Origin of the sequence: Vibrio sp. CUB2 (assembly GCF_001557945.1) — a bacterium.
GTDB lineage: Bacteria > Pseudomonadota > Gammaproteobacteria > Enterobacterales > Vibrionaceae > Vibrio > Vibrio owensii.
In genome coordinates this window covers 52,070-77,321 of record NZ_LNRB01000013.1, presented here as the reverse complement: position 1 = coordinate 77,321, position 25,252 = coordinate 52,070, and the positions used below count along the sequence as shown (strand labels likewise).

Below are 25,252 nucleotides of genomic sequence, written 5' to 3'. Positions count from 1 at the left end.
CCTTACTTCATAAAAATCACTATTAAGTAAGGCAGAAATCAGTGAAAACCCCATGTTTACTGGTAGAATGCACGCAACTTTTTCGAATCAAAGAACACCGAAATGAACCAACAAGAACAACAATTCCTGAAAGAGCTTGAAAGTAAGCTCTGGACAGCGGCAGACAAGCTGCGCTCAACGTTAGATGCAGCACAATACAAACATGCTGTACTTGGCTTAATCTTCGTTAAATACGTTTCTGATGCGTTTAAGTTGCGTCAGGAAGAGATCAAAGCAGACCTTGCTAACCCAGATCATGAATACTACCTAGACCCTGCTGACTTCTCTGAAGAGGAATTGGCAGCCGAGATCGCTGTTGAACTTGAGCAACGCGACTTCTACACCGAGAAGAACGTATTCTGGCTACCAACCGAATCTCGCTGGCAGTTCCTACAAGACAACGGCCCTCGTGTAATTGGTGGTGCCGACCTTGAGATCGACGGTAAGGTTAAGAAAATCACCTCTGTTGGTCACCTGATTGATAACGCACTTGAGGGGATCGAACGCGATAACCCAAAACTAAAAGGTGTTTTGAACAAGTCATACTCTGCATTGAAGATTGACCAAGCGAAGCTGAATGAACTAATCAACCTGATCGCTACCATTCCGTTTGTTCATGCAGACCTAAACAGTAAAGACATCCTTGGTCACGTTTACGAATACATGCTTGGCCAGTTCGCACTGGCTGAGGGTAAAAAAGGCGGTCAATTCTACACGCCAGCGTCCATTGTATCGCTGATTGTTGAGATGATTGAACCCTTTGAAGGTCGTGTCTATGACCCTGCAATGGGTTCTGGTGGCTTCTTTGTGCAATCAGAGAAGTTTATTGAGCGTAGAGCAAATCAAAAAGAAATCGACCCGCTGACGCAAAAGCAGAAGATTTCTATCTACGGTCAAGAATACAACCACACCACATGGCAGCTAGCGGCAATGAACATGGCTATCCGTGGTTTGGATTACGACTTCGGTAAAGAGCCTGCGAGTACCTACACCAACGTTCAGCACCCTGATTTACGTGCCGACTTCATCATGGCGAACCCACCATTCAACATGAAAGAGTGGAATACGGGCGTTGATGATAACGATCCTCGCTTTAAATACGGTAAGCCGCCAGCAGGTAACGCCAACTTTGCGTGGATGCAACACATGCTTCACCACCTAGCACCAGAAGGCTCTCAAGCTCTGCTATTGGCAAATGGCTCGATGAGTTCAACCTCCAACAACGAGGGTGAAATTCGTAAAGCGCTTATCGAGAACGATCTTATCGAGTGTATGGTGGCACTGCCGGGTCAACTGTTTACCAACACGCAGATCCCTGCATGTATTTGGTTCTTAACTAAGAACAAAACTGCTCGCACTGATAAAGCAGGTCGCAAACTGCGTGCTCGTAAAGGTGAAGTGCTGTTTATTGATGCGCGTAACCTTGGTTATATGAAAGACCGCGTTCTGCGTGATTTCACTCGTGATGATATCCAGAAAGTCGCTGACCTTTACCATGCTTGGAAAACTGGTGCAGAAGTAAATGGCATCGCTTATGAAGACCAAGCAGGTTTCTGTAAATCAGCAACCCTTGAAGAAATCACCAAGCATGACTTTGTACTGACTCCGGGGCGTTACGTTGGTGCGACTGAAGAGCTGGACGACGGCATTCCATTCGGCGAGAAAATGGCAACGCTAACCACTAAGTTGAGCAAGCAGTTTACAGAATCTGCAACGCTAGAAGCTGAGATCAAGAAGAACCTAGCGGGGTTGGGTTATGAGCTGTAATTGGTCAGTTAAGAAACTGGGCGACCTAGTTAAATTTACATCAGGGGGAACGCCATCTAAGAGCAATGAAGCTTATTGGGGCGGAGATATACCTTGGATAAGTGCATCATCAATGGATAGCACACGATACTCTGAATCAGATCTAAAGGTTACAACTGAGGGTTCTAAGAATGGAACTCGCTTAGTTCCCGAAGGCACCGTATTGTTGTTAGTTCGTGGTGGGGCACTCCACAATAAAATTCCGGTAGGAATAACAACGAGAGAAGTTACCTTTAACCAAGATGTAAAAGCGTTAGTACCTAAAACTGACGAGATTACACCGTGGTATCTTTTATTCTGGCTAATTTCTATAAAAAAGACCTTATTGGCTAAGGTGGAAAATACTGGAATTGGTGCTGGTAAATTGGACACAAAAATACTTCAAGAGTTAGAAGTTCCTTTGCCTCCCCGAGCTGAGCTAAAGAAATTAGAAAAGTTCTGTAAAGCTCTTGATGATAAGATCATCTTGAATACTGACACCAACCAAACCCTTGAGCAAATGGCACAAGCCATCTTCAAGTCGTGGTTTGTGGACTTCGATCCAGTGAAAGCTAAGATGAATGGAGAGCAACCAGAGGGTATGAATGCCGCTACTGCCTCGCTATTCCCAGAAAAGCTCGTTGAGTCTGAGTTGGGTTTGATTCCTGATGGGTGGAATATCAAGTCAATTAAAGATTTTGGTGACGTTATCTGTGGAAAAACACCATCAAAGAAAAATGCTGATTTTTACGGTGGTGATGTTCCATTTATCAAGATTCCTGATACACATGGCAAGGTATTTATCACTGAAACTTCGGATACATTGACGCAGGCCGGGGATGAATCACAACCGAAGAAACGTATACCAGAAAATAGTATCTGTGTGAGCTGTATTGCTACTGTTGGACAAGTTTTTATAACAACGAAACCAAGTCATACAAATCAACAAATTAACTCTGTTGTTCCTTATGATCAGAACTCGCTCTACTACCTATTTTTTAAATTCAAGGGTTTGAATAAACACTTCCATGATTTGGCTAGTGGTGGTAGCGCAACATTAAACATGAACACAAGTACCTTTTCTAAGGTGGCTCTAGTTCGCCCAACGGCTGATGTGCTGGAAGCATTTCACAAAACTGTAGGTGGTTTAATGGAGAAAATGTTGGCGAATCAACTAGAGAATGCCACGTTATCAGAACTACGAGACACCTTGCTTCCTAAATTGCTTTCGGGCGAAATCGAGTTGAAAGAGTCTGGCGCTGTTGATGAAAACGAAGTCGTAAATCGTCTTCTGAAACAGGTGGATTTTGGTGTCAAATCCAAGCCTAGGAAAAGCTCCATTCCAAATGGTCATATTGGATATATTACAACGAGCGGCACCTTTGGCTCTGATGGCGGCACTTTCGTTGACATCCCTAAAGCAGTTCAAGCTCTGACAAAAATCACCTCTGCTGATGGAACTTATGGCGAAATCGCAGGCAATGCTCTGACCGAAAATGTCTTGTCTGGAACGGTTGAACTTGCAACCAATAACATTATTCCTCTGGGAGTGTTAACCAAAATCTGCACCGTTGTTTTCGGAAAAAAAACGCCGATAAAGCCCAGAAATGCTGTATTACTGACGTCTATCCATCAAGCCAAAAATAAGACTTTAGACAGCATCATGAATGAGCAAGCAAAGCGGTTCAAATTTTTAGAACAATCCTCAATGGATGAACAAGAGTTTGGTGAGAGTTTACGGTATTTAGAATCAATTGGTGTGGTTAAGTGTGAAGGGCAACATATAACTCTGCTCGACACCATTGTTCAACATTAATTAGGAATAGTAATGGCTACCCGAGTAGAAATGATTATAGAAACGCTTAAGGCGCATCCTGAGCAAAAATTTACTGCTCGGGATTTAGCTAAAGTGTTCATTGAACGCTATCCAACCGAGATGGCAGAAAAGCAAACCAATCCAAGATATGACACCACTGAAAAGTTAATCGCACAACTTGCGGCTGAAATCGGTGGTGAGCGCACAGTTGCAGCAAAAAAAGTGTGTCCTAATGTGGCTACAAGGGATAAACCGAGGCCTCGTATTTATTTTTGGAATGAGAAACCTGAACTGGACACGGTTGAATTGTCGACGGATAGTGAAGATGCCGATGTTCCAGAAGTGAATACGCCTCTCGCTGTTCAAAGCTTCAGTGAACATGATTTATATCCATTGTTAATCGAATTTTTGAATAAAGACCTTGGGCTGTATTGCCAGCGCATTGATGAACGAAAGTCTAAAAACTCACATGGGAATGGCGGGAACCATTGGTTGCACCCTGATGTAGTGGCGCTTGAGCCTCTCGACCAAGGTTGGGATGAAATTGTGCGCAGTTGTGTACGTAGCGGCAATCATAGCTCGGTTCGTTTATGGTCGTTTGAAGTTAAAAAGCACCTGACGAAAGGTAACGTGCGCAAATACTTCTTCCAAGCTGTTTCAAACTCAAGCTGGGCAAACTTTGGTTACTTGGTTGCAACAGGCTTAAATAGTGACGTTGAAGCAGAACTCCAAATGCTATCCAGCCTACATGGGATTGGCGTGCTTATTCTCGACACCGAGTCACTTTTTGATAGCCAAATACTTATACCAGCCCAAGAACGCAATAACGTAGATTGGCAGTCGGCTAATAGAATTGTCGCGGAGAATAGCGATTTTCATCACTACATCGAACAGGTTGGGATCTACAACCAAACAGGTCGTTTGATTCATAGTGCTTGGAATAAATAATAAGGAAGAGAGTGGTCATGATCACAGAAGACCAACTAGAGCAGCTCTGCCTTGACTGGTTTACAGACCAAGGCTACCTATACAAAAATGGCTACGACATCGCCCCTGATGGTGATTCTCCTGAGCGTGATGATTACCACCAAGTCGTGCTCAAGCAGCGCTTGCTTGAGCGTTTAGAGGTATTAAACCCTGAACTGTCACAAGAAAGCTTGGATGCGGTGGTGAATACAGTCAGTACACCAGACACACCTGTACTGATTAAAAGCAACCGAGCTTTCCACAAATACCTGATTGAAGGTGTACCTGTTGAGTACACCGTATATGAAGATGGGGAAACCAAGACCAAGCACACCCATGCTCGCTTAATGGATTTTACCAATCCAGATAACAACGAGTTTCTGGTGGTGAATCAGTTCACCATTACAGGAAAAAAAGGCAACCGCCGCCCAGATGTGGTGGTGTTCATTAATGGTTTGCCCATTGCGGTTATCGAGCTGAAAAACCCTGCCGACGAACATGCGGACATTTGGCATGCTTACAACCAACTTCAAACCTACAAAGATGAAATTCCTGATCTGTTTGTTTTCAACGAATCTTTGGTGGTGAGTGATGGCTGGACGGCGCGTGTTGGCTCTCTCACCGCAAACAAAGAACGTTTTTTACCTTGGAAAACTGTTTCTGGTGAAGATGATAAACCGCTTTGGGATTACCAGCTTGAAACTATGGTTAAGGGTTTCTTTAAGCCTGATTTGCTGCTTGATTACATTCGTTATTTTGTCTTGTTCGAAACTGACAATGATACGGTCATCAAGAAGATTGCAGGTTACCACCAGTTCCATGCGGTGCGAGCGGCAGTCGAAGCCACTGTACGTGCGAAACAAGCCGATGGCGAACTTCCTTTAGTCGCCGAAAGTATGGGACAGTACCAAGTTCAAGCGACAAAAGGCTTAGATAAAATCAAGCCCGGCAGTGGTAAAGCGGGTGTGGTTTGGCATACGCAAGGCAGTGGTAAAAGTATTTCAATGGTTTGCTACGCAAGTAAACTATTGCAACAGCCTGCGATGAACAATCCAACGATTGTCGTGGTGACAGACCGCAATGATCTCGATGGTCAGCTTTTTAATACCTTTGGTATGGCGCATGAAACGCTTAAGCAAGTGCCATCGCAAGCGGACGGTCGCGATAAACTGCGTGAACTGCTGTTGAGTCGTCAGTCTGGCGGCATCATCTTTACCACTATCCAAAAGTTTGCCCTACTTGCGGAAGAAACAGAGCACCCAGTGCTATCAACGCGTGCCAATATCGTCGTGGTATCGGATGAAGCGCACCGAAGTCAGTACGGCAACAAATCAAAGTTAGTGGACGTTAAAGACGCTAACGGCAATGTCATCTCACAAAAGTTTGTTTATGGTTATTCCAAATACATGCATGATGCGCTGCCGAATGCATCGTTCATTGGTTTTACTGGAACCCCCATTGCCATGGACGACAAAGACACCCGTGGCGTATTTGGTGAGTATGTTTCTATCTACGATATCCAAGATGCAGTCGATGATGGTGCCACAGTGCCAATCTACTATGAGTCTCGCTTAGCAAAGTTGGATATCAACCAAGCTGAAATCGAGCAGCTCAATGACCAAATCGAAGATGAGATTGGTGAGGACGAAGAGACCGCGAGCCGCGAGAAAATCAAATCTCAATGGGCGACGCTTGAAAAGCTCGTCGGTGCAGATCCGCGCATACAGCAAGTTGCTCAGGACTTGGTTAATCACTTTACTACGCGTACCGAAACGTTCCCCGGTAAAGCTATGATTGTGGCAATGAGTCGTGAAATCTGTGTTGACCTCTACAATGCGATTGTTGCTATCAAGCCAGAGTGGCACAACGATGACCCTGCTAAAGGGGCGATCAAGATTATCATGACGGGAAGCGCATCTGATAAACCTAAGATGCAGCCACACATCCATGATAAGAAAACCAAGAAGCTCTTTGAGGCCCGATACAAAGATACTAGCGACGAGCTAAAGCTGGTGATTGTGCGTGATATGTGGCTAACAGGCTTTGATGCGCCGTGTTGTCATACCATGTATGTCGATAAGCCGATGAAAGGTCACAACCTGATGCAAGCTATCGCACGCGTAAACCGTGTTTTTAAAGATAAACCGGGCGGTCTGGTGGTTGACTATATCGGCATTGCTAATGAGCTTAAAAATGCACTCAAAACCTACACCAATAGCCAAGGTAAGGGACAACCAACCGTTGATACTGCCGAAGCCTTTTCTGTGCTGATGGAAAAGGTTGATATCGTTCGCGGTATGTTTGCGACTCCAGTTGATGGCAAGGTGTTTAACTATCGTCCTGACTTCGAGACCGATGCTTTACGCTTGCTGCCCGGTGCGGTAAACCATCTATCAGGTTTGTCACACACAGATAGCAAAGGCAAAGAAGTACGCGATGGCAAACGTCGATTCCTCGATGTGATGGCTGCGTTAGGTAAAGCGTATTCATTGTGTAATACCATGGATGAAACGCGTGGTTACAAGAACGAAATTGCCTTCTACTCTGCGATTAAAGCCGCGTTTATGAAGCACTCTACCGTTGATAAAAAGCGTACGGATGAAGAGCGCAATACGGCTTTGAAGCAGATCCTCGACAATGCTGTGATCGCTGATGGTGTTGATGATATTTTCTCAATGGTTGGTTTAGATAAGCCTAACATCGGTTTGCTTTCTGAAGAGTTCTTAGAAGACGTTAAGAACATGAAAGAAAAGAACCTTGCTGTTGAGCTGCTTGAGAAGCTGCTGCGTGATGAAGTCAAAGCTCGGATGAAGAACGATGTGGTGCAAGAGAAAAAATACTCAGACCGCATTTTGACGACATTAAACAAGTACCACAACCGTAGCATCGAAACAGCTCAGGTCATTGAAGAGCTAATTCAATGGGCAAAAGAGATGCAAGAAGATGCGGAGATGGTCGATAAGCTTAATCTTTCTGTTGATGAGATGGCATTTTATCGTGCGTTGGTTGAAAACGAGTCTTCTGTTCGGGAGCTTGGCGACGATGATTTACGTAACTTAGCGATTGAACTTACTCAGCAACTTCGCAAATCTGCAACGGTTGACTGGCAGAAGCGCGAAAGTGTTCGTGCTCGTATGCGTAATCTAGTACGGCGACTGTTGCGCCGCTGGAAGTATCCACCAGATGCCGCAGAGGAAGCAATCAAGCTTGTTCTTGAGCAAGCAGAAGTGCTAGCTGACGGTTGGTATAAGTAGATGAGAAAGGCAAGGGTGATACCTTGCCTTTTGTACAATTAAATTCGATATTTTTTTATCTGAATATTACTTTGCTTAAGGATGCGTTTAGGCGTTGTGCCTTTGGGTAAGCAAGGCACAGTGAATGCTTCGTTGATATTCCCTGCTGATGGTAGTGGCAGTTTATTTCCTTCAGCATCTTTTTTAAATTGAGCGACTCGCTTCACACTTACTTTATTGCCAGTTACGGGAATATTTAAATGAAGATTCCAGCCCTTAAAGATCGCGGATAACTTACACAGTAGAGCATAAGATGTAGATTCACGTACCAGAGACTGTAGATAGTTACGAACTTGATACTCGATATCTTCTTCTGAGTTTAACCCTAAACCAGATATCACTCTTGTTAAGTAAACCTCAGGGGTAACGGGTAAGTCGTCAAACTCCATCCCTTTTAAGTGTTGTGTTATCAAATAATGCGCAAATGCGTATATCGGTTCTGAAATTTGGCTTTCTAGCCTGTGACGCTTAACAATGGTTGACGCAAAATCCACTGAGAGCGCTAGCTCTTCGTGTTCTTCAACGTAGCTGAGAATTTCAGCAGGCTGAAAAGAGGTGCCTTGGGTTCCTCTAAAATTGTACTTGTTCTTTGTCATATCAAAGGCTTTTGCCAACATCGCTACGCGAGATAAGATTGGGGCACTGACTTTTACCCCTGACATTTCTAAGACTTGCGCTCTAGAACGCATATTGCCGACATCAATATGAGCAAAAGATAAATCATCGGTTACGCCGTATGTGACGGTTGATATGAATCCCACACCTGCTTCTAGGCATGCCTGCAAGCGGTGATGTCCGTTTAGAATCTCTCCATCATCCGAGATGATAATAGGCTCTCCAGTCAGACACCATTTTCCAGCTTTCATTGCTTCGGCATACTTATTTACCTTGGTTTTGCTTAGTTTCCTATTCTTATTTTTCTTGTTCACGGCACCGCGTTGCGAAAACTGCAACATATCCCGTGCCAATTGAGGTGAGATGAAAATTTCTATGTGTTTGAGGCTAGTCTTAACGGATTTGATCCCAGCGTAGTACCTAGATTTGGATTTAAAAATATCATAGATACTTTGAGAGCTAAGGACTTCACTCGACGTTTCGACAATCACCTTGGAGCTAGCAAGGTAGCTAGAACCTTCTTTATTTTCGTATTTCTTTACCAAACTACTACTTACTGAGTTTGCTAAAGAATTATCTCCAATTTCATCTAATTGAGTGCGTTCATTGTCATCGTTCATCTGTTTTACCAAATAAGTCTGTATTAGCGGTGGCAGTTATGGAGTGGTTGATTTTTGTGTTGTTATTATTGATCAGACGTTAAGTCTGATCAATTTGTTTGTTTTCGTTAGACTGCTTTGAAGAATGCTTAAAGGACACGAGGCTGAAGTTGTCTGAGTTAAATTTAACGGGCTGCTTGATTGCTAGTTCAGATAAAACAATAAAAAGTTTAGTAACTTACATACCAGCTATTGAGCTTGAAAATTATTTTTTTGTTAATCGAATCCCACCTCAGTTGGAGGTCTTTTTCGATGCAGCTAAAAATAAAACTAATCTTAAAAGGGTTAATGACATTCAGGCTGATTTGGAAAAAGAGTTATCTCAAGGGGTGATCGGTGCGCCAATTTCACTCACAGTGGTGCTAAGTGGAAAGCCTGCGCTCCGTTTGGCTGGTGATACTGCAAAGGTTACATATGATCGAACTTCCAGCTTTGTTGTAGGGGAGGTTTTGATTCTGACTGCTGTCTTAAAATCTCTTGGCATCAGAACTCCTCTCTTTTCGTCTAGATTAAGTGCTTCAGAAATAAAGAAGAAAAGCGCATTTCGACAAATGTTAGCCGTTCAAAGTGTTGTATTGACTGTTATTTTTGATGATGAAATCGGCATCGATGAAGAGCAAGTTAAAGAGTTATTCTTTAAATTTAATCGGCAACATTCTGGGTTGCACCTCAGCCAATTCTCGCAGGTCAACAACGCCTTTCCTCTGAAGTCTTATGTGTTGAGGCTTGCTGATGATTTGAATTTGGAAGATTTTGGAGGAGTATCCGAAAAGTCCAAACATGTAAAAATGTCTGAGAGCTACCTAACAACAGAGTACATCTTGTTTAAGTTTTTAGTGGGGGCGATCGCTGGTGCGCATGTTCAAGAGATTTGTAAGATGTCAGATGATGTGACAACTCAGTCAGGCAAGAAAGTCTCCGAGTGTCTTGCTAAAGGCAATCTTGAGTACATAAAGGCATTTTTGAGTTCGTGGCTTACTCCCTTAGAGCAAAGTGGCAAGGCTGAACGTGCTGGTTTTCGTTTATCTGCGCAAATATGGCAAGCACTGGCTTTAGTCATATATCGATTAAGTTCAGATGGTGCAAGTGTTCAAGATGTTAGTCATGCAGGCTTAGTTTTAGGTCGTCTTGATTACAGTAAGAAGGCTACACATTGGAGTGCCTGCGAAGTGATGGCGCTAGACTCAAATGGCCGCCTGTATAAAAATGCCGCCAATTCAACTCGTGAGTTTAAAAATGGATTGGCGGACTATTTTTATTGCATTGTCAGTCAGTAACGTTTTTGTTCATCTATTGCGGATGAAGATAGCAAAGTTGTTCAACGAAACTGGTATTTATCACCATCAATTTGGCTAGTTATCGGTAGGCGTTTCATCACCTCAATCAAGATGGAGTTCACATGATGATTTGGTCGCAGTAGGTAACACACTATGACAACTCGATTTTTGAGAGCGTGGTTGTGTGAATACTTTGCAGGGAATTATTGGCGATGGTGGTAGGGTCGTTTAACAGTGGCTGCTGCCAACAGCTCTCTCAAGGCCTTCTTTATACTTATGTAACTGTGAATAGGTAGCATGAAAGATATTCACATTTTTGAATAATATTTCAATGGGAGCATCTTGGTGTTAAGCTTCCGAATCAACATACTAATTTATGATCATTGTGGCGTTGAAAACAACCTGTATTGCACCAATGGTGCAATAGAGTTATCTATGGATTTAATTCAGTTTGTTTTAAGTGAAGGCTATATGTGAGCAGGGATGGCTAGACTTTTTACTCACACACTCACTCGGCAAGCTTAAAATTAACCTAATATAAGAGTTCGAATCCTATAGGGCGTGCCATTTATTTAGAAACCCCGATAACTCCTCGAGTTATCGGGGTTTTGTCGTTTGGGCGTCAGAATTTCCAACTCAACGTCTCCTACAACTTTTGCACGACCTTCTAGTCTTTGCAATCAATAGCACTTACTATGTGTTCAGTTCAATTGCAGCCTTATCTTTATGTCTTCTACCTCCAATTTCTATAACCAAAATGCGAGCGCATTAGCGGAGCAATACAACTCGACGACGTTTGAGAACGTTCACGTGAGCTGGCAGGCTTTTTGGCCTCATGCTGGTGATCGGGTATTGGATGTGGGAGCAGGTTCTGGACGAGATGCAAAATGGATGTCGGAGCAAGGCTGTGAAGTGATTGCTCTTGAACCTGCCGCATCTATATTAGCGCTTGGTAAAGTTAAGACGGGTGATTCGGTTACTTGGCTTGATGATGCCTTGCCTGCGCTTGAAAAAACCACCAACTTAGGGCTTCGCTTTGATCTTATTTTGGTGAGTGCGGTTTGGATGCATCTTGCTACTTCTCATCGTGAACGCGCTTTCCGTAAGCTCTCTAATCTACTAGCACCAAATGGTCGATTGGTCATAAGCCTTCGTCATGGTGACTTCACTGATGGGCGCAAAGCTTATCCTGTCTCCGTTCAAGAATTAGAAAAGCTGGCGAAGAACAGTGCGCTTATGGTTAGGCATGTCTCCGACAGTGACGACCAACTCAAGCGTGATGACGTTCATTGGCAGACAGTTGTCATGTCACTTCCCGATGATGGTTCCGGTGATCTCAACAAGGTTCGCCATATTATCGTGAACGATTCTAAGTCAGCGACTTACAAACTGGCATTGCTACGAACCTTATTGCGAATTGCAGACGCACATTCCGGAGCCGTTATTGATCGTACTGATGGCAAAGTCGCGATCCCCCTTGGTTTAGTTGGCCTATATTGGATGCGTCAGTTCAAACGTCTCATCGATAAAGAAAACATCCAGCAGAATTCCAATGCATCAAAAGGGCTCGGATTCATCAAGCCTGATGGTTGGGGCAAGCTATCTCATTTAAGTCCTGATGATTTGTCGATTGGTACCATGTTTGTTGGTGATGATGCGGCTGCTTTAGATAAAGCGATTAAAGACAGTTTGAAAACCATCAAAGATGGCCCAGTTACCTACACATACCAAGGTGACAAATCGAATCCATATTTTGAAATGGTACGTTCATCGAAAAAGCATAAAGGCACTATTGTTGTTGATGGAGCATTCCTTGAAAGCTATGGCCAATTTATTCTGGATGAGAGCTTGTGGGACTGCTTTAGGCTTTATCACTCTTGGATTGAACCGCTGGTGGTCAACCAATGGATCCTTGAAATGCAGCGGTTTAGCTCAAACCAAGAGCGAGGCATCGCGCTACAAACATACCACGACTGTTTGGTTTGGATTGATAAAGATCACGACACTCGCGCGGTACGCAAGCGGGTAGAGCAGTTGCGTTCGAATCACTCTGAGATCATCAGTGTTTGGAGCGGGAGCAAGCTGCGTAACGAATACCATGTTGACCACTGTTTACCGTTTGCTTATTGGCCGAACAACGATAAATGGAACCTGCTGCCCACATCCAAAACTGAAAACCTCAACAAGCGCGATCGGCTGCCAGCGGTCTATCGGTTGAATGCGTCGAAACAACGTATTTTGGATTGGTGGGAATTGGCGTGGGGAGAATCAGACACGCTCAGCCAATCATTCTTTACAGAAGCATCGCTGTCTTTACCCAATGTGCCCGCCTCCTGCCAAGACTTTGAACATGTATTTGAGGCCATGGGGTTGCAGATTCGCGGTGTGAAAAGTCGCCTTTGTATTGCTGAGTGGTAACTGAGCTCTCCGTCTAAGTTTTGATGGAGACGGAATGCCCCGAGATTAAGACTTCGGTAACCTTCCATGCAAACTGTATGCATGGAGGTGAGCATGGTGAATTTGACGGTTGATGCGCTGGTTCTGGCGGCTCTCTCTACCGCTAGTTGGGATGGTGTTTATCACTGTGAGGTTGGACTTGGTCAGACCAACGCTGGTCTAAATGCATGGGTTGAGTATCAACTTTCTATTGATGATGAAAGCTGTACTTTGGGCATCTTGGGCTTTCAGACAGAAGAGAACATAAAGTGTGCGACGAGTCGTCAAGACCACACTATCGATATTTTATTTACGTCTTATTCAAGCGGTAGAGTTACCAATCGATACGGTGTTCAACTTTACCAAGTTGGAGAGCCTCTACTCAGACTAATTCAGCGTGAAGACAGTGTTGTGACTGAGTGGAAGGCCATTCAACCGAATTCCGATGTGCAACAAACTACTTATTGCTTTGATCGGAAAGAAAAATCATGAAGTATGATTTTTTCTCATTCCTATTCTTATCCTAAATGTTTTCTATAAAGCTCACTGATCTACCTCACACTTTTGTGCTTCACAACTGATACTGATGTTAAAAAAGTAAGAAATGGACTACAGTTTTACAAATGTTTTCCCACTGTGGTTTTATCGTGAAAACGGTTTCTAAGCGATTGTATAAGCTACTAAAAATAACAAAGCTTAAGCACAAAAAAGATAAGGTTTTTTCCTTTCCTAACAGCCTGATGCGTAAGAACCAGAAGGTTGTAAACACTCTCTCGCCTTTATCTTTATTCCCTAATAAAAATGATGTTTCTTGTTCGTGTTTTTCCTCCTCTCCTGTTGATGCCCTAGCTTGGGGTAATCGCGTTTCACCCGAGTTTAAAAGCAAAGTCAGCGACATTTCTCAAGAGCTCAATATAGACCCAAACCACCTAATGGCTTGCATGGCGTTTGAAACGGCAGAGACGTTTAGCCCGAGCATCAAAAATGGTTCTGGAAGTGGCGCGACAGGGCTGATTCAGTTTATGCCTTCAACGGCCGAGGCGCTGGGTACCAGCACCAAAAAACTGGCTAAGATGAGCGCAATTGAGCAGCTCGATTACGTCAAAGCGTACTTCTTTCCGTACCGTGGCCGAATGGACTCTCTTGAGGATGTGTACATGGCGATCCTCTATCCGGCTGCCATTGGTAAACCCCATTCGCATGTGTTGTTTAAACAGGGGTCGATCGCGTATCGTCAGAACGCGGGGATCGACCGCAACAACGCTGGCAAGATCACGTTAGGTGATGTGTCCTACAAGGTGAGGCGCAAGCTAGAGAAGGGCAGGCACCCCAAGTTTTACGGTTAACTTTCCGTTCGGCGGAGGATCAGAAGGTCGCTCCGCCATCCACTCTCAGATCATGCATGGTGATATGACCTGATTTATCGCTGAGCAAAAACTCAATCGCGTTGGTGATGTCTTTGGTCTCGGCAATCTTATTTAACGGAATGCCCATGCGATGGGAGGCCAAGTTGCCTTGAATTGTTTCTCGCTCGCCATAAGCTTCATTCCACATCTGCTCTTGCATTGGGGTTCGGGTTGAACCGGGACTGACGATGTTGCAGCGAATACCATGCTCTGCCAGTTCTAACCCCAAACATTGCATCCACATGTGCAGGCCAGCTTTGGAAGTGCAGTAAGCGGACATCTTGACGCGTGGTGTGTCTGCGGCGTTGGAACCGACGGCCACAATCGCGCCTCGCTTGCTGTGTTTGACCAGAATTTTAGCCAGTTGTTGTGTGAGCAGCATGGTGCCTTTTAAGTTCACATCCAAGGTTTTATTCAGTGCTTCCAATGGCAAATTTAAAACTGATTCGAGATGCAAAGTGCCAGCACAAGTGACGATGTAATCTGGGATAAGCTGGTCTTGCTCTAGGTTGTGGCAAGCGGTTTGAATTGCATTTGAATCTGCCAAATCAAAAGGGACAAGCAGCGTATTCGATTGTTGGCATTCTGGTAGCGACTGCTGGAAGGCATCGAGTGCCAATTGAGTGACATCACAGGCAATCACTCGTGCTCCTTGTGCCAATAAGCTTTTGGCACATGCTAGGCCAATCCCTTGTCCTGCGCCTGTCACTAAACACAGTTTGCCGTTGAATTCTGAGCGGTTTTCACTCATTCCTTTCTCCTTTTGTGCAACAAGTATCAAATCAAAATTGGATGAATGATAATGATTTTTGTTATCGTTGTCGCGAAATTAACAAGGAGGTCGTGAAATTGATGAATAAATTTGGCTGGAAAATCAAACCTTGGCTTTTGGCTGTGGGGCTCGTTGGAATGGTTGGGTGCGAGTATTTACCACACTCTGCCGAGGTGGACTTACCCAAGCAGAAAATTGAGCAAGTAGTGAAACAAGCCCAGCCTGCAAATGTGGCTATTTTAAAAGCGTTCGAGCAACACAATTTTGTTGGGATCGGCGATTACCATTGGAACGATGCGTTTCTGAATTACGCTACCGAACTGGTGACGACTGAGGCGTTCTCTGACCAGGTTACTCATATTGTGGTTGAGTTTGGCAATGCGAAATACCAGCCGGTGCTGGATGAATATTTGGCTGGGGGCGAAGTGACGCAAGCGCAGTTGGAGGAGGTGCTGAGGGGATCAATTTATTTTATGGCCTGGATGCCGGATGCGTATCGAAACTTTTTTGAGGCGATCAGAACGCGCAATGCGAACTTGCCTGAAGGGAAAAAGATTCAGGTTCATTTAGCGGAAGCCCCTTTTGATTGGCAAGGTGTCCAAGACGAGAAAGTGTGGAAGCAGGCAGCAAAAAATAAGACGGATCATTTCTATCAAATTGCGGCGGAGCGGATGGCGAAAAAAGAAAAAGCGTTGTTGATTTTTGGCGCTTTTCATCTGGTGAATGCACCGAAAGACTATGTTGCTAAAACGCAGGACAGTGCTTGGCCACTGGCGACGCGTTTGGAGCAAGCGTATCCAGACAGCACGTATTTAATTTGGCCAATGACTGAACCGGAAGTCGTGGAAACTTTTCACAGTGTGCAGGCTCCGGCTTTGCTTGAAGTCGCGCAGAGCCCGATCGCTGAGTTAAGATTTATCGATCTTCTACCAAAAGCACGATACAAGCTTGCGGCGATGGACAAGATGGATGCTCAGGTGGGGGAGTTATTTGATGCGTTTCTTTACCTTGGAGACAACCAACGCACAACGGTATTTCCTCGTGACGTTATGGCAGACCGAGATTGGGTGAATGAGATGCAAAGACGCGTCGACTTGATAGGTGGCAAGATGCAAGATCGTTTCAACGAAATCCGATCTCAGAGTGACGAAAAGTACGGCTTCAGCGACAACAGCTAAACTCTTCTTTGTTGTGCTGTTAGATTGATGAAAAGAATGAATGATGGCTGACCCTATAAGGGGGTGGCCATTTTTTGTCCGCCAATTTTTACGGTGAAATCAACGCTAACTATAAGTAATTATTTGCCTTTTACCGTATTAATACTAAGGAGTTAATTTATAAAATTATAAATAATGCGAATGATAATTATTATCAAAAGTGTTTGATAAATTAAATCTGTATGTGTAGTCTCACTTTTCAAATGAGAAGAAATCTCATTTAGAACGCTATGTTTAATACAGTTTGAGAGATGATTATGCTTCGTAACTCAATGGGAAGCGGTGCTATGCTCACAGAGTTTCTTAACGCTCATACGGATGATGCTTCGTTCTTCTTTAGCTCACCCACTGTGACGTTGCTTACTCAAGGCATTGCCGCAGAATTTACCCAACAAGTCAGATTCTCAGAGTTAGATACTCACATCAGCCAATTACTTGAATCGGCGAAGGAAGAGGGGAATGAGAACCCGATTGCCGTTGGTGTGATCCCATTTTCTGAACACAATCCAGTGCACTTTATTGTCCCAGAACGTCTCATCACGACGTCACCGATCAGGCCGGATAAGATCTCTGATGTCGATGGCTTTGCCGATTGCCCTCCATCATCCATCCAACCGATTCCAGACCCAAGCGAGTACAAACGTAGTGTCGAACTGGCAGCAAAGCAATGCCAACGAGAAGACGCTGAACTCGACAAAGTGGTGTTGTCACGCACCATGCAAGTTGATACGGAAGAAGAGATTGACCGCGCGCGCTTTTTGAAAACTTTACTGAAGCAAAATCCCGGTGGTTACACATTTTCAACCCGCATTGGTGGAAGTCAGTCTGACGCTTACTTGATGGGATCGAGCCCTGAGCTTCTGGTCTCTCGTAAGGGGCCACATGTTTGTTCTAATCCTTTGGCGGGGTCTCGCCGACGCAGCGAAAATGCTTCAATGAATCAACAGCAAGGCGAGCTGATGATGGAAAGTGCAAAAGATCTTCATGAGCACGCTGTGGTGGTGGATGCCGTCGAAAAAGCACTACAGCCTTGGTGTCATAACTTGTACGTGCCAATGGTGCCGTCAGTGATTGAAACCAAAGCCATGTTGCACTTATCAACCCGAATCGAAGGCACAGTGTCTGATGCCAACACGAGTGTGCTGAAGTTGGCAAGTGCACTGCACCCAACCCCCGCCGTGTGCGGCTATCCTACTGCCCAAGCTTACGATTTCATCAGCAATGTTGAGCCCTTTGACCGCGGTTACTTCACCGGCCTTGTCGGTTGGGTCGATGCTCGCGGTAATGGCGAATGGGTAGTGGTTATCCGTTGCGCCGAGGTAGAGAAAAAACGTCTCCGAGTTTATGCCGGAGCAGGCATTGTTGCCGGGTCTGAGCCGCAAAGTGAGCTTGAAGAAACGGGTAACAAGATGCGCACTGTACTCAATGCGTTAGGTATTGAGATCCGCGAAAATATGGAGGTGGTGCAATGAGCCGCCAAGCCATGAAAGCGTCAGGATTTACGCCTTGGCCAGAAGCGCGAGCAGAGCAATATCGTCAAGCTGGCTTTTGGATAGAACAAACCATCCCGCAAATGTTGCAAGCGAGTGCAAACCAATTTCCAAATCAGACTGCGTTAGTCGAAGGTGAACGTCAGTGGACGTATCAATCTCTAGTTGAACAAGTCGATCAGCTTGCAGCAGGGTTCCAATCCAACCTAAACCTCAAGCCGGGTGATAAAGCGGTATTGCATTTACCCAATATCGGCGAATTCTATCTGAGTTTCTTCGCGTTACTCAAAATTGGTGTTCAGCCGATTCTGGCACTGCCCGCGCACCGTTACTCGGAGATTCGATACTTTTGTCATTTTACTGAGGCAAAAGCGTTGATTACCGCTCCTCAAATGGGAGTCAACACTGCAGAGATTGCCCGGCAAGTTGCGGCTGAACTACCGAGCTTAAAGCATATCGTTTGGGCGGGTGAAACGAGCTTAATGCCTACCGGTGGTCAAGAGCTAAAATGGTTGTTTTTAACGGATGCTGAGTTGAGCGAGAAGCAGGGCGAAGATTTCGCGTTCTTCCAACTATCGGGTGGAACGACGGGAACGCCAAAACTGATCCCTCGCACTCACACCGATTACCTCTACAGCGTTCGCGCCAGTAACGAGGTTTGTCAGTTCTCTGATCAAACTCGGTATCTTTGTGTCTTGCCCGCTGCGCATAACTTCCCGCTTAGTTCGCCAGGTGCGTTAGGTTGCTTAATGGCTGGTGGCACAGTGGTTCTCGCGCCAGACACCACACCTCAAACCGCGTTTGCTTTGATTGAGAAACATCAAATCACTGTGGCGGCTTTAGTCCCACCGTTAGCTTTATTGTGGCTTGATGAAGCGGTTCGCACTCAGCATGACATTCGTTCACTGGAAGTTCTGCAAGTGGGCGGGGCGCGCTTTAGTGAAGAGGCCGCAAAACGCGTCAAACCGGAACTTGGTTGTACGTTGCAGCAAGTGTTTGGTATGGCTGAAGGGCTAGTGAACTACACCCGTTTAGATGATCTGGAGTCTGAGATCATTTCTACTCAAGGCCGTCCGATGTCTTCCGCAGACGAGTTGTTAATCCTCGATGAAATGGGCAATCCAGTTCCACAAGGAACAGAAGGCATCTTGTTTGTTCGAGGACCTTACACCATTCAAGGTTATTACCAAGCACCAGAACACAATCAACGTTCATTCAACGAGCAAGGTTACTACCGCACTGGCGATATTGTTGTACTGACAGAACTGGGCAACTTACAGGTGGTTGGGCGCGACAAAGACCAGATCAATCGTGGCGGAGAAAAGATTGCTGCTGAAGAGGTAGAGAACCACTTACTTGCACACGATTCGGTGCACGATGCCGCAGTGATTGCCATTCCCGATGATTACCTTGGTGAGCGAAGCTGTGCAGCCTTGGTTTGCACACAACAAAACCCCAAGCCGATTGAAATCAAACGCTTTCTAAGAGGCCGCGGACTTGCTGATTTTAAGATTCCCGATCGGGTGATTTTTGTTGATGTGTTGCCTAAAACGCCAGTAGGCAAAATCAATAAAAACAAACTTCTAGAACTTGTTTAACTGACTCTGCGTCGCCAACAACGTTTTGGCGCGCCGAGCTATTTTTGAATATTTTGGAGAGAAGCCCAATGGCCATTCCATCTATCTCTGGTTATCCGTTATCCAAAGCGATTCCAGAAAACCGCGTTAACTGGTCTGTAGACCCACAACGCGCTGTGTTGTTGATTCATGACATGCAGCAATACTTCCTTAACTTCTACGATGTGGAAAGCGAGCTGATCCAAACGCTGACTCGCAACATTCAAACCATCAAACAGACGTGTATTGATGCCGGTATCCCCGTGGTTTACACCGCGCAGCCCGGTGACCAAAAACAAGAAGATCGCGCGTTGTTGACCGACTTCTGGGGACCTGGTTTAAAAGCGGATGACGGCATTACACGCATCTTTCCTGCACTTGCACCAACCGAGCAAGACATTGTTTACACCAAGTGGCGCTACAGTGCATTCCAGCGCACACCACTCAAAGCCATGATGGATGAAACAGGCCGTGATCAACTGATCATCGTTGGTATTTACGCGCACATTGGCTGCTTGCAAACCGCTGCAGAAGCTTTCATGACCGATATCCAAGCCTTCATGGTGTCTGATGCCGTGGCGGATTTCTCTGAAAGTGACCACGAAATGGCACTCAACTACGTCGCAGGCCGATGTGGTTATGTTCTGGATAAGCAGCAATTGCTTTCTCAAGTCGAGAGCGCCAACGAATTCGCCGCTGGTGATTACAGCATTCCTCAATCTCAACAGCACCTTACCCAGCAATTGGCCGCGCTACTGGAAGTTCCGGTTGATGAAATGACGCCTGATGACAGCTTGCTCGATTTTGGTTTGGATTCGGTGCGCATGATGTCGCTGGTGGGCTATTGGCAACAAGCGGGGCTGGATGTGAGTTTTATGGAACTTGCCGCCAAACCCAGTTTGCAAGATTGGTGGCAACTGATCGAGAAGAAGCTGACTTAACAGCCCAAGAGGAAGAGTGACAAAGGAATGAACATGTACGATTTACCTTATACAGCGGAGCAATTGCTGCCGTTGACGGATGCCCAAGCAGGGATTTGGTTTGCCCAACTGCGTGACCCAGAAAACCCAATTTACAAGACAGGCGAATACCTAGTGATTGATGGCAAGGTAGACGAACCTTGCTTTGTTGAAGCCGTAAAAACCGCCATTGATGAAGTTGACTCATTACACGCTAAGTTTGTTACCACCACCGAAGGCCCTCGCATGGTGATTGATAGACAAAACTGGCAAGTAGAACGAGTCGATTTCTCTGACCACGATGCACCGTTAGATGCAGCAGTCGAGTGGATGAAAGCAGAGCTAAAACAACCGGTTGATTTAGAGCAAGGCCCGTTGTTCATCATGGCCTTACTCAAACTTTCAGAAGACCAGTTTGTGTGGTTCTTATCGCTCCATCACATCGCTATTGATGGCTACAGCATGTCGCTAGTCGCAGGACGTGTGGCACATATCTACGGCCAATTGGCTAAGGGCGAGCACTTCGACAAGATCGAATTTGTCGACCAACAAGCCTTACTGAAAGAAGACGACGACTACAAAGCGTCGGAAAAATACCAAAAAGACCGCGCGTTCTATCTACAACGTTACGCCGATCACTCAGATACGGTGAATTTGGCAGGCAAACCAACCGTCACGTCTGATCATTTCTTGCGCTTAAAAGGTGCGATGGAAGTGAGTGATTTCCAACGCATGGAATCACTGGCAAAACAGTGTCGCACCCACTGGTACAGCGTGCTTATCGCATCCATTGCCGCTTATGTTCACCGTATGACTCGTTCTAATGAAGTGGTACTTGGTGTGCCGTTGATGGGGCGTTTAGGTTCTGTAGCGATTCAAACCCCAGCAATGCGCGTAAACATTTTGCCTGTACGCGTGAGCTTTGAACAAGGGTTGGATATCAAGACGTTGGTGAAACAGGTTAACCAAGAGTTTTCCTCAGTACGTCGTCATCAGAGCTACCGTTATGAAGAGCTGCACCGAGAGCTCAACTTGGTAAAAGACAACCGTAACCTTTTCGGTCCGCTGGTCAACATTATGCCGTTTGAGTATGAGCATAAATTTGGTGAGCTAACGTCAAAGGCGCACAACTTGTCAGCAGGTCCGGTAGATGACATTTCGTTCTACTGTTATGAACTCGGCGGCCAGCTTCATATCGATATGGATGCTAACCCGGAGCTGTATTCCGAGAAAGACATTCACGAGCATCAACAGCGCTTGTTCCACTTTATGAGCGACTTCTTTGCAAGCGCGCAAGCTCAAGACCCATCGTTATGCCAAATCAGTGACGTGAATATTCTTCTCTCTGGGGAAAAAGAAAAAGTCATCGAAACTTGGAATGATACTGCGCACGACGTCCCTGAAACGACGCTAGCGGCACTGATGGCGAGACAGCGAATTCTTACCCCTCATTCACCTGCGTTGATTTTTGAAGGTCAAACGCTGAGTTATGAGCAGTTAGCAAAGAAAGTCTACTCATTGACTAACTGGCTGACAGCTCAAGGCGTTGAATTGGGTGACCGTATTGCAGTGTGTGTACCAAGAAGCGAAGAGCTGATCGTCGTGCAACAGGCCATTTTGGCCGCAGGCGCGGTTTATGTGCCAGTCGATCCAGATTATCCAGAAGGCCGTATTCACTACATGTTGGCGTCTTCTTCACCTAAGTTCGTCTTTTCTACCACGGCACTGCAAGACAAGTTGCCAGAAGACGTTGAAGTGAAGATCGTTGATGACGAAACGCTGCCTACAATCTACAAAGTGGTGGAGCCGTTACCTCCCCAAGTTCAGCCAGAGCCTCACTCTCCGGCTTATATGATTTACACCTCTGGCTCCACTGGTAAACCAAAAGGGGTTGTCGTTACTCACGATGCTATCGTCAACCGACTGCTGTGGATGCATGACCAATACCCAATTGATGGAAAAGACCGCGTTTTGCAGAAAACGCCAGCAGGCTTTGATGTGTCGGTGTGGGAGTTCTTTTGGCCGATGATCGTTGGTTCTTGTTTAGTGGTCGCCAAACCAGATGGGCATAAAGATCCGATTTATCTACAAGATCTTATCCAACGCGAGAAGATCACTACGCTGCACTTTGTTCCGTCTATGCTGCAAATCTTTGTTCAGCAAGCAGACGCCAATTTGTGCCAAAGTTTGCGCCAAGTATTCTGTAGTGGTGAAGCACTGCCTATCGAGTTAGTGAATCACTATTACCAAGAATTCAATGCTCCTCTACATAACCTGTATGGCCCAACAGAAGCGGCCGTGGATGTAACTTACTGGCCGAGTGAAGCCAACACAGAAGGTAACTCGATACCTATTGGTCGTCCGGTGTGGAACACACAAATCTATATTCTTGATGATGCGCTTAACCCAGTACCACCGGGTGTGGTAGGACACCTATACATTGCGGGTCGACAGTTAGCACAAGGCTACCACGGGCAAGAAGCGCTAACGGCAGAGCGCTTTATCGACAATCCATTTGGTCCGCAAGGCAGTCGTATGTATCTATCGGGTGATTTGGCTCGTTGGCGCGAAGATGGGGCGATTGAATACTGCGGTCGAAGTGATTTTCAGGTCAAGATCCGAGGCTTCCGTATTGAGTTGGAAGAGATCGAGAACGCCTTAGCTAATCATCCAAGTGTTGCCCAAGTGGCCGTGCTGGCTCAAGAATACAATGACGGCGACAAGCGTCTGGTCGCTTACGTTACCGCAGAGGATACAGAGCAGGGCATCGATAGTAACGCTCTACAAAAATACCTTGCGGAACCGCTGCCAGAGTACATGGTGCCGAGTTACTTTGTTGAGCTTGAAACCTTCCCGCTAACGCCGAACGGCAAGCTGGATCGTAATGCGCTACCTAAGCCTGACTTATCTGGTCAAGTTGGTACTAAAGGGCCAAGCAACTTAGTAGAAGAGCGCTTATGTAAGCTGTTCTGTCAGTTGTTGGATCTGCCTGCTGTTGGTGTAGAAGATAACTTCTTTGAACTCGGTGGCCATTCATTGTTAGCTGCTCAGTTGATTGCGCATGTGAAAGAGATCATGGGTGTTGAACTGTCACTGGCCGCTGTATTTGAGTCGCCAACCGTTTCTGGCATTGCTGCCAAGTTAAACGGCAGTGAGAGTGATGATGCGCTGAGCATTCTGTTACCGCTGCGCAAGCGTGAAGGTAAAGCGGCGATTTTCTGTGTTCACCCTGCTGGTGGTCTAAGTTGGTGTTATGCGGCGCTGACGCCAATCATCCCATCCAATGTTCCGCTTTATGGCGTACAGGCTCGTAATCTTGGCGACCCTTCTGCACCACTGCCGAAGAGTATGAAAGAAATGGCAGAAGACTACGTGGCTGCCATTCGTGAAGAGCAACCCTTTGGTCCTTACCATCTTCTAGGTTGGTCGATTGGCGGCATGATTGTTCACTTGATGGCGGGCATCTTACAAGAGCAAGGCCAAGAAGTAGGGCTAGTAACGCTGCTGGACTCTTACCCTGCTGAGCAGTGGCAAACCATCCATCCACCGGGAGAAGAGCAAGCGCTCGGAGCACTGATCCGTATGGCCGGTGTTGAGTTTGTTGAAGCGGCGCATTCAAGCATCACCAAGCCTGAGGTGATCGATATCTTGCAAGATGCAGGGTCGTCCATGGCGCACCTGAGTACCGAAACCATCACGGCCATGATTGAGGTGGTGATCAACAACAACCAGCGTGTACGTGATGCGGTGGATTACCAATACCAAGGTGACGTGTTGTTCTTCAATGCAGAGAAGCCGCCGGAAGAGGCCTTCCTTGACCGCAATGGTTGGTTCAAATACATGGATGGCGATCTCAAAGTAGTGGATGTGGCCTGTATTCACCGCGACATGATGCGCCCGGATATGCTCCGACTGATTGGTACTCACATGGTTGAAGAGTTAAGAGAGAGATTCGATGTTTGATTCATCCACTCAAGCTAAATCGAAAACTCAGTTGGAGGGGATGATTTCCCCTCTGACTTTCCTTAAAACCAAGCTGGCCTCTGGTTGTGTAGTGGCGATTGGTGAGGCGCATTGGTATGCCGAGCTGTTCGAACAAATGACCAACACTCTGCTCAATCCAGAGTTGGACGGAGTCTTCTCTCACTTATTCATCGAGTTTGGCAATGCGAAGCATCAGGCATTACTCAACAATTATTTGATGGGGGAAGCGGTGACCGACGCTGAGTTGGCCGCTGTCTGGCTGGATTCTGTTGCGTTTCCTGCTTGGATGCATCCTTGTTACGGTGATTTCTTCAAACGGTTAAGAGCGGCGAACGTACAACGTAAAGTCCCGATCAAAGTCGTGCTGACGGAGCCTTCTTTCCACTGGCAAGACATTACCCATGCCGGAGAGTTGGTCAAGCTCAATGCACAGCGTGATCAAGCGCTAGTCGAAGGGGTCGAAAAGCAGTTTGCTAAGAACGAGCAGGGAGTCGTCGTTTTAGTTGGTGCGAGACACATCCTAAAGCGTTCTCCTACGTTAGGTTTTATGTCCAAACACAAGACATTTGGCGATCTGGCGAAACAGAAGTTCGCTGATCGCTACGTGTCCGTGTGGCCCCACATTTTACCGACTGACCTCGATGAGACGGAGCATGGAGTCTATGCCACCACTCAACCGCAACTGAGTAAAAAATCGTTCCTTGATTTGATTCCTAAGAAGCCACCAGTCAATCCTTACGCGTTTATCTCACTGGATAAACTGGTGGATGCTTATTGGTATCTAGGGCCACAAAGCCGTCAGCTCGATGCACAAGGTGTGAGTGTGCCGCAAATGTGGAAATCACGTTTGGAACAGCGATTGTCGCTGGTCAACGAGCGGCAGCAGATGGTGATCAAAAAGGTCATCGAACAAAAAACATAA

At 45.9% G+C, this 25,252-nt stretch carries 16 protein-coding genes; 14 read left to right on the top strand and 2 right to left on the bottom strand.

The genetic code is table 11. The features are described 5' to 3' along the window. The first annotated feature begins 102 nt into the window (after positions 1 to 102). From ATB78_RS19535 to ATB78_RS19520, 4 genes are read left to right on the top strand one after another with little or no spacing between them, the layout of a single operon-like run. Positions 103 to 1,806: a class I SAM-dependent DNA methyltransferase gene (locus ATB78_RS19535; protein ID WP_061010004.1), complete on the top strand. Its 1,704-nt coding sequence runs from the start codon at positions 103 to 105 to the stop codon at positions 1,804 to 1,806. Next, positions 1,796 to 3,640 carry a restriction endonuclease subunit S gene (locus ATB78_RS19530; protein WP_081096629.1) on the top strand — a complete coding sequence of 615 codons (1,845 nt, stop codon included), beginning with the start codon at positions 1,796 to 1,798 and terminating at the stop codon, positions 3,638 to 3,640. Before ATB78_RS19535 ends, ATB78_RS19530 begins: the two co-directional genes overlap by 11 nt. Positions 3,641 to 3,652: 12 nt before the next feature. Continuing rightward, positions 3,653 to 4,588, top strand: coding sequence for a hypothetical protein (locus ATB78_RS19525; RefSeq protein ID WP_061010002.1), 936 nt, complete (start codon positions 3,653 to 3,655; stop codon positions 4,586 to 4,588). A gap of 17 nt (positions 4,589 to 4,605) precedes the next feature. After that, positions 4,606 to 7,860, top strand: a complete 3,255-nt coding sequence (locus ATB78_RS19520) for a type I restriction endonuclease subunit R (RefSeq protein ID WP_061010000.1) — start codon at positions 4,606 to 4,608, stop codon at positions 7,858 to 7,860. Positions 7,861 to 7,898: 38 nt separating this feature from the next. Here the strand turns inward: ATB78_RS19520 and ATB78_RS19515 are convergent, their stop codons facing one another. Then, positions 7,899 to 9,134, bottom strand: a complete 1,236-nt coding sequence (locus ATB78_RS19515; RefSeq protein ID WP_061009998.1) for a ParB N-terminal domain-containing protein — start codon at positions 9,132 to 9,134, stop codon at positions 7,899 to 7,901. A gap of 149 nt (positions 9,135 to 9,283) precedes the next feature. Between ATB78_RS19515 and ATB78_RS19510 the strand changes: the two genes are divergently transcribed. The 4 genes from ATB78_RS19510 (at position 9,284) to ATB78_RS19495 (ending at position 14,232) form a co-directional block, all read left to right on the top strand. Next, positions 9,284 to 10,450 carry a hypothetical protein gene (locus tag ATB78_RS19510; RefSeq protein WP_061009996.1) on the top strand — a complete coding sequence of 389 codons (1,167 nt, stop codon included), beginning with the start codon at positions 9,284 to 9,286 and terminating at the stop codon, positions 10,448 to 10,450. Between the two features lie 726 nt (positions 10,451 to 11,176). Next, positions 11,177 to 12,868 carry a class I SAM-dependent methyltransferase gene (locus tag ATB78_RS19505; protein WP_061009994.1) on the top strand — a complete coding sequence of 564 codons (1,692 nt, stop codon included), beginning with the start codon at positions 11,177 to 11,179 and terminating at the stop codon, positions 12,866 to 12,868. A gap of 93 nt (positions 12,869 to 12,961) precedes the next feature. After that, positions 12,962 to 13,378 carry a DUF5991 domain-containing protein gene (locus tag ATB78_RS19500; RefSeq protein ID WP_240537418.1) on the top strand — a complete coding sequence of 139 codons (417 nt, stop codon included), beginning with the start codon at positions 12,962 to 12,964 and terminating at the stop codon, positions 13,376 to 13,378. A gap of 131 nt (positions 13,379 to 13,509) precedes the next feature. Beyond that, positions 13,510 to 14,232: a transglycosylase SLT domain-containing protein gene (locus tag ATB78_RS19495; protein WP_061009993.1), complete on the top strand. Its 723-nt coding sequence runs from the start codon at positions 13,510 to 13,512 to the stop codon at positions 14,230 to 14,232. Between the two features lie 19 nt (positions 14,233 to 14,251). On the opposite strand, the gene ATB78_RS19490 is transcribed toward ATB78_RS19495, so the two are convergent. Continuing rightward, entirely contained in the window at positions 14,252 to 15,043 is a 792-nt protein-coding gene (locus tag ATB78_RS19490; RefSeq protein ID WP_061009991.1) for a 2,3-dihydro-2,3-dihydroxybenzoate dehydrogenase, read from the bottom strand. A gap of 101 nt (positions 15,044 to 15,144) precedes the next feature. Between ATB78_RS19490 and ATB78_RS19485 the strand changes: the two genes are divergently transcribed. The 6 genes from ATB78_RS19485 (at position 15,145) to ATB78_RS19460 (ending at position 25,252) form a co-directional block, all read left to right on the top strand. Beyond that, positions 15,145 to 16,242 carry a hypothetical protein gene (locus tag ATB78_RS19485; protein ID WP_061009989.1) on the top strand — a complete coding sequence of 366 codons (1,098 nt, stop codon included), beginning with the start codon at positions 15,145 to 15,147 and terminating at the stop codon, positions 16,240 to 16,242. 290 nt (positions 16,243 to 16,532) lie between these two features. Continuing rightward, a complete protein-coding gene (locus ATB78_RS19480) occupies positions 16,533 to 17,753 on the top strand; it encodes an isochorismate synthase (RefSeq protein ID WP_050567625.1) in 1,221 nt (406 codons plus the stop codon). After that, on the top strand, positions 17,750 to 19,369 hold the full coding sequence (locus tag ATB78_RS19475; RefSeq protein WP_061009987.1) for a (2,3-dihydroxybenzoyl)adenylate synthase: 1,620 nt from the start codon (positions 17,750 to 17,752) through the stop codon (positions 19,367 to 19,369). The genes ATB78_RS19480 and ATB78_RS19475 overlap by 4 nt, the downstream gene beginning before the upstream one ends. Positions 19,370 to 19,437: 68 nt before the next feature. Next, entirely contained in the window at positions 19,438 to 20,328 is an 891-nt protein-coding gene (locus ATB78_RS19470) for an isochorismatase family protein (RefSeq protein WP_061009985.1), read from the top strand. A 33-nt stretch (positions 20,329 to 20,361) separates the two neighbouring features. Next, positions 20,362 to 24,309 carry an enterobactin synthase subunit F gene (locus ATB78_RS19465; RefSeq protein ID WP_061009983.1) on the top strand — a complete coding sequence of 1,316 codons (3,948 nt, stop codon included), beginning with the start codon at positions 20,362 to 20,364 and terminating at the stop codon, positions 24,307 to 24,309. After that, a complete protein-coding gene (locus ATB78_RS19460; protein ID WP_061009981.1) occupies positions 24,302 to 25,252 on the top strand; it encodes a hypothetical protein in 951 nt (316 codons plus the stop codon). The genes ATB78_RS19465 and ATB78_RS19460 overlap by 8 nt, the downstream gene beginning before the upstream one ends.

What these genes read in the sequence shown, in the direction of transcription:
- ATB78_RS19535 (WP_061010004.1), top strand. Translation starts at nt 103, where the DNA reads ATGAACCAACAAGAACAACAATTCCTGAAAGAGCTTGAAAGTAAGCTC.
- ATB78_RS19530 (WP_081096629.1), top strand. Translation starts at nt 1,796, where the DNA reads ATGAGCTGTAATTGGTCAGTTAAGAAACTGGGCGACCTAGTTAAATTT.
- ATB78_RS19525 (WP_061010002.1), top strand. Translation starts at nt 3,653, where the DNA reads ATGGCTACCCGAGTAGAAATGATTATAGAAACGCTTAAGGCGCATCCT.
- ATB78_RS19520 (WP_061010000.1), top strand. Translation starts at nt 4,606, where the DNA reads ATGATCACAGAAGACCAACTAGAGCAGCTCTGCCTTGACTGGTTTACA.
- ATB78_RS19515 (WP_061009998.1), bottom strand. Translation starts at nt 9,134, where the DNA reads ATGAACGATGACAATGAACGCACTCAATTAGATGAAATTGGAGATAAT.
- ATB78_RS19505 (WP_061009994.1), top strand. Translation starts at nt 11,177, where the DNA reads ATGTCTTCTACCTCCAATTTCTATAACCAAAATGCGAGCGCATTAGCG.
- ATB78_RS19500 (WP_240537418.1), top strand. Translation starts at nt 12,962, where the DNA reads ATGGTGAATTTGACGGTTGATGCGCTGGTTCTGGCGGCTCTCTCTACC.
- ATB78_RS19495 (WP_061009993.1), top strand. Translation starts at nt 13,510, where the DNA reads ATGTTTTCCCACTGTGGTTTTATCGTGAAAACGGTTTCTAAGCGATTG.
- ATB78_RS19490 (WP_061009991.1), bottom strand. Translation starts at nt 15,043, where the DNA reads ATGAGTGAAAACCGCTCAGAATTCAACGGCAAACTGTGTTTAGTGACA.
- ATB78_RS19485 (WP_061009989.1), top strand. Translation starts at nt 15,145, where the DNA reads ATGAATAAATTTGGCTGGAAAATCAAACCTTGGCTTTTGGCTGTGGGG.
- ATB78_RS19480 (WP_050567625.1), top strand. Translation starts at nt 16,533, where the DNA reads ATGATTATGCTTCGTAACTCAATGGGAAGCGGTGCTATGCTCACAGAG.
- ATB78_RS19475 (WP_061009987.1), top strand. Translation starts at nt 17,750, where the DNA reads ATGAGCCGCCAAGCCATGAAAGCGTCAGGATTTACGCCTTGGCCAGAA.
- ATB78_RS19470 (WP_061009985.1), top strand. Translation starts at nt 19,438, where the DNA reads ATGGCCATTCCATCTATCTCTGGTTATCCGTTATCCAAAGCGATTCCA.
- ATB78_RS19465 (WP_061009983.1), top strand. Translation starts at nt 20,362, where the DNA reads ATGTACGATTTACCTTATACAGCGGAGCAATTGCTGCCGTTGACGGAT.
- ATB78_RS19460 (WP_061009981.1), top strand. Translation starts at nt 24,302, where the DNA reads ATGTTTGATTCATCCACTCAAGCTAAATCGAAAACTCAGTTGGAGGGG.